This is a genomic window from Vicinamibacteria bacterium (assembly GCA_035620555.1).
Classification (GTDB): domain Bacteria; phylum Acidobacteriota; class Vicinamibacteria; order Marinacidobacterales; family SMYC01; genus DASPGQ01.
The window spans coordinates 1-4,604 of the sequence record DASPGQ010000012.1 but is presented as its reverse complement, the minus strand read 5'-3'; the positions used below and the strand labels follow the sequence as shown (position 1 = coordinate 4,604).

3 protein-coding genes are annotated in these 4,604 nt (G+C 62.4%); 2 read left to right on the top strand and 1 reads right to left on the bottom strand.

The genetic code is table 11. The features are described 5' to 3' along the window. Positions 1–488 precede the first annotated feature (488 nt). Positions 489–737 carry a YtxH domain-containing protein gene (locus VEK15_00320; GenBank protein HXV59106.1) on the bottom strand — a complete coding sequence of 83 codons (249 nt, stop codon included), beginning with the start codon at positions 735–737 and terminating at the stop codon, positions 489–491. A gap of 332 nt (positions 738–1,069) precedes the next feature. Here VEK15_00320 and VEK15_00315 point away from each other — a divergent pair, with 332 nt between their 5' ends. Continuing rightward, on the top strand, positions 1,070–2,224 hold the full coding sequence (locus VEK15_00315; GenBank protein HXV59105.1) for a hypothetical protein: 1,155 nt from the start codon (positions 1,070–1,072) through the stop codon (positions 2,222–2,224). A 6-nt stretch (positions 2,225–2,230) separates the two neighbouring features. Then, the coding region (gene otsB / locus VEK15_00310; protein ID HXV59104.1) for a trehalose-phosphatase at positions 2,231–4,604 on the top strand (2,374 nt) is incomplete at its 3' end.

The following is a 4,604-nucleotide window of genomic DNA, read 5'->3' as shown; positions in this document are numbered from 1 at the left end:
TTTCGAGAAGGACTGCGAAACCAGCTTCGCGAGCCAGCCGCAATCTTCGATCGCATCGGCTGCCGCGCGCAACTCGCGTCACGATAAGTCGGCACGCGACGGGTAAGGTCGAGACGCTGCAGAAGGGTTAAGGGCGCAGCCTCGGGCGCCACGAGAACCGCTAACAGGGTGACAAAAAACTCACCCCGCTATCGATTACTGACCCGCCCACGTCGCCTTGTTCGTCTTCCCGGCACTATCGTGAGACGCGGTCACGTCGACCTCGGGAGGATCCGTGGAAACAAAGACGAGCCGCCCATTCCGGATCGAGACCGCAACGTGGCGCTTCCTCTCCGCGCCGGAGCTCGAGACCGGTCGGGCCCGTGCGACTCTCGGCCCTCTATCGCGTCTTCTCTCCTCCACGACGACACCTCTTTCTGAAATCGAGGACAGACGCGCTCGCGTCATGCCTTGCCACCGCTGCGTTGTACTAAGCTGTGCCTCCTATTCTATCGAGAAAGCGCTCGCTTCGCATCAGAAAAAACGTGACTCGCCGATTCGTACGCGCTGGCACCCCGGTCTCTCACCTCCTCCGCGGCTTCCGATACCCGGTTTCCCAGCCTCTTGCCCTCGCGAGCGAGGTCTCGGCGCATCCTTTTGCCCGACGCCGGAGCCAGAAGCAGAGCGCCCATGGCGCCCAGGAGCGTGCCGGTGAAGAATCCCGCAACGAAACTCGTGCCCGATTTTCCGTTTTTCATGGCAACCCTCCGTCTCTCTCTGAAGCAAACACGATGCCAGCGGATATTGCGCCGTCTGGCAGGGTGATGAAAAACTCGCCCCACCCTGCGCGAGCGGAGCGAGCCCGGCGCGCTTGCCGCGCCGTAAGAAGCCCCGAGCCGTGGCGGCACGATCGATTACGGGTCCCGCCACGGCATTGAATACTACAGAAAGAGACAGTCGGTGATGACCGCGCACTATGACCCACCCGATGGGTGTCGTGGCACAGCCGCGCACCTCCCCGCTCGCGAACGCGGAAGCGCCATCGAAGAAAGTGGTTATCATGGGGGCAATCGAAGCCCGGGAGGCAAGTATGAACGTTCCGACTCGATCCGATCTCAAGGACCTCGTCGACGACGATGCCGCGATACGGATCTCGCTGTATCTTCCGACGCATCGCGCAGGTCCGGAGATTCAGCAGGATCCGATCCGTCTCGGGAATCTGCTCCGATCTGCCGAGCGTCGTCTGACCGAGGCCGGCCTTCGTTCGGTGCGAGCGCGTGAGTTTCTGGACCCCGTGAGGAAGCTCGTCACCGACGGTTCCTTCTGGCGGCATCAGCTCGATGGGCTTGCGATCTTCGTGACGCCGGACCGGCTACGAGTCTACCAGCTTCCCCTGGAGCTCGATGAGCTCGTCGTCGTGGCCGACCGCTACCATCTCAAACCGTTACTCTCCTGGTTCACCGTCGGTGGGACTTACTATCTCATTGCCTTGAGCCAGAAACAGATTCGTCTGTTTCAGGGATCTCCCTTCGGTGTCGCCGAGCTCGACTTCGAGGGGGCACCCGAAAGCCTCGCCGCCGCGCTCGACGAAGAAGCGCCGAGCAGAGAAGTCCAGTTCCACACGAAAGCGCCCCGGATCCGAGGGGAACGGTCGGCCGTTTTCCACGGACAGGGGCCGGGAGGCGAGCACAAGAAAGACGAGCTGCTGCGCTACTTTCGGATCGTGGACGATGCCGTTGGTGCCAGGCTCCGCGGGGAGACCGCGCCTCTGCTTCTGGCAAGCGTCGATTACTATCTTCCGATCTACCGGGAGGCGAACACCTATCCTTATTTTCTGGATGAAGTCGTAGGGGGCAGTCCCGAAGGCGCAAGTGCCGAAGAGCTCCATAGGCGGGCGTGGAAGCTCCTCGAGCCACGATTCGCCGAGGAGCGCAACCAGGCGGCTGCGCGGTTTCGAGAGCTTTCGGGAACGGGACTTGCGTCAACCGACCTGAAAGAGTGCTTGCTCGCTGCCCACCAGGGTCGAGTCGCATCGCTCTTCGCAGCCGTCGGCGTCCAACGCTGGGGGAGATTCGACCCTGCTAATTCGGAGATCGTGGAGCACGAGACCCCGGGGGCGAACGACTATGATCTCGTGGATTTCGCCGCCACCCACGCTGTCGTGAACGGCGCTTCGGTCTACGCTGTCGAGCCTGGAGCGATGCCGGAGAAGAGTGCGGCGCTCGCGGCTGTCTTTCGCTACTGAGAAGCTATGAAGGGCGCGAACGAGGACGCACCGCTCATCTCTCGAAAAGCTTACGATGCGGTGATCTTCGACCTCGACGGGGTGCTCACCCGTACCGACGATGTCCACGCCGCGGCCTGGAAAGAGCTCTTCGACGGCTATCTCGAACGGGTCTCGCAGACCGAATCGTTCACGCCCTTCGATATCGAAAGAGACTACCGGCTCCACGTCGACGGAAGACCCCGCTACGAGGGGGCGAAGAGCTTCCTCGCTTCCCGCGGCATCGAGATTCCCTACGGAGCTCCTGAGGATCCGCCGGACCGCGAGACGATCTGTGGGCTCGCCAACCGCAAGAACGAGCTGTTCCGGGAGAGGCTCGAAAAGTACGGTGTCGAGGTTTTCGCCAGCTCGGTCGCGTTGGTCGAGCGGCTTCGCAGCCGCGGATTTCGGATCGCGGTCGTCTCTTCGAGCAAGAACTGCGCCCGGGTTCTCCAGGCGGCGGGCATTGCCGGGCTCTTGGACGTGAGAGTGGACGGAGTCGACGCCCACGCTCTCGATCTCGAAGGGAAACCCGCGCCCGATACGTTCCTCGAGGCGGTCTGGCGCCTCGGCGTCGCGCCGGCTCGCTCGGTCGTGATCGAAGACGCGATATCCGGAGTCGAAGCCGGGGTTCGCGGTGGGTTCGCTCTCGTCGTCGGGGTCGATCGCGCGGCTCAGGCAGCCGCGCTCGAAAAAGCAGGTGCTCATGTCGTCGTCCGCGACCTCTCCGAGATCGACATCGTCGTTCGGATGGACGAGCTTCCCATGGCACTCGAGTCCCTTCCGACGCTTCGAGAGCGTATGGAAGATCGCCAAGCTGTTGTGTTCGTCGACTACGACGGAACCCTGAGCCCGATCGTGTCTCGACCCGAACAGGCTCTCCTCTCGGAATCGATGCGAGCGGCGATGAAAGAGCTCGCTCGCTTCTGCACCGTAGCCGTAATCAGCGGAAGGGGGCTCGACGATGTCCGCGGTCGCGTCGGCATCGATGACATCTTCTATGCCGGAAGCCACGGTTTCGAGATCGCTGGACCCGGCGGGCTCACGATGGAGCACGAGCAAGCGAAAGACTGTCTTGCCGTTCTCGAGGAGGCCGAGACCGAACTTCGAGGGGAGCTCGAGAGTGTGGAGGGTGCTCTCGTCGAGCGCAAGCGATTCTCCGTTGCCGTGCATTATCGAAACGTGAAGGGAGACGATGAGGCCCGAGTGACCGAAGCGGTGGATCGCGCTCACCGAGATCATCCCCAGCTTCGCAAAGCCTACGGAAAGCGAGTCTTCGAGCTTCAGCCGGACGTTCCGTGGGACAAAGGGCGAGCCGTGCGTTGGATTCTGGAGAGGCTGGACCTCGTCCCCAAGAACGTACTGCCCCTCTATGTGGGCGACGACATCACGGATGAAGACGCCTTCGAGGCCGTGGAGGCGCGAGGCGTCGGCTTCGTCGTTGGGTCAGGGGAGCGGCGAACGAGAGCTCATTACCGGGTCGAAGACACCGATTCGGTAGAGCGGTTGCTTTCCGCGCTCACGGCGATTCTCGAAGATCGCGGCACGTGGCTCCTGACCTACTCCAAGCTAGCGCCCGCAGACGAGGGTTTGCGCGAAGCCCTGTGCTGTTTGGGCAACGGCTACTTCGCCACTCGCGGCGCCGTACCCGAGGCTCGAGCCGACGACGTCCACTATCCCGGTACCTACCTGGCCGGAGGATACAACCGGGCCAAGACCGCACTCCACGGCCGAACCGTCGAGAACGAGGACCTCGTCAATTGGCCGAACTGGTTGTGCCTGGGCTTTCGAGCTCCGGGCGACGACTGGTTCGACGTCGACGACGTCGATGTTCTCTCGTTTCGCCAGGAGCTGGATCTCCGTGGAGGTCTTCTGAGGCGAGAAGTGCGCTTTCGGGACGAGAACGGCCGCGAGACCAGACTCGTCCAGAGACGTCTGGTCAGCATGGCGGAGATGCACCTCGCCGCTCTCGAGAGCACCATCACGCCGCTGAACTGGTCGGGGAGGCTCGAGTTTCGTTCGGCTCTCGACGGACGAGTCACGAATCATGGAGTGGAGCGCTACCGGGAGCTCGTCGGCAATCATCTCGAGCCCGTGGAGGGCCGTCGGGTTGACCGCCACGTGCTGCTTCTCAAAGTCCGGACGAATCAGTCGAAGATCGCGATGGCTCAAGCCGCTAGAACCGAGGTCTTCAGGAACCAAAAGCCCCTCTCTCCAGAAATGCAGCTCGAGGAGTCGACCGCCTATCTGGCTCAGGACTTCGAAGTCGAGGTTGGTCAGGGAGACGACGTGACGATCGAGAAAACGCTTGCTCTGGTCTGCTCGAGGGATCCTGCCATATCGGAATGCGGTCTCGATGCCG

Coding starts and splice junctions, on each gene's coding strand:
- VEK15_00320 (HXV59106.1), bottom strand. CDS start 737: ATGAAAAACGGAAAATCGGGCACGAGTTTCGTTGCGGGATTCTTCACC.
- VEK15_00315 (HXV59105.1), top strand. CDS start 1,070: ATGAACGTTCCGACTCGATCCGATCTCAAGGACCTCGTCGACGACGAT.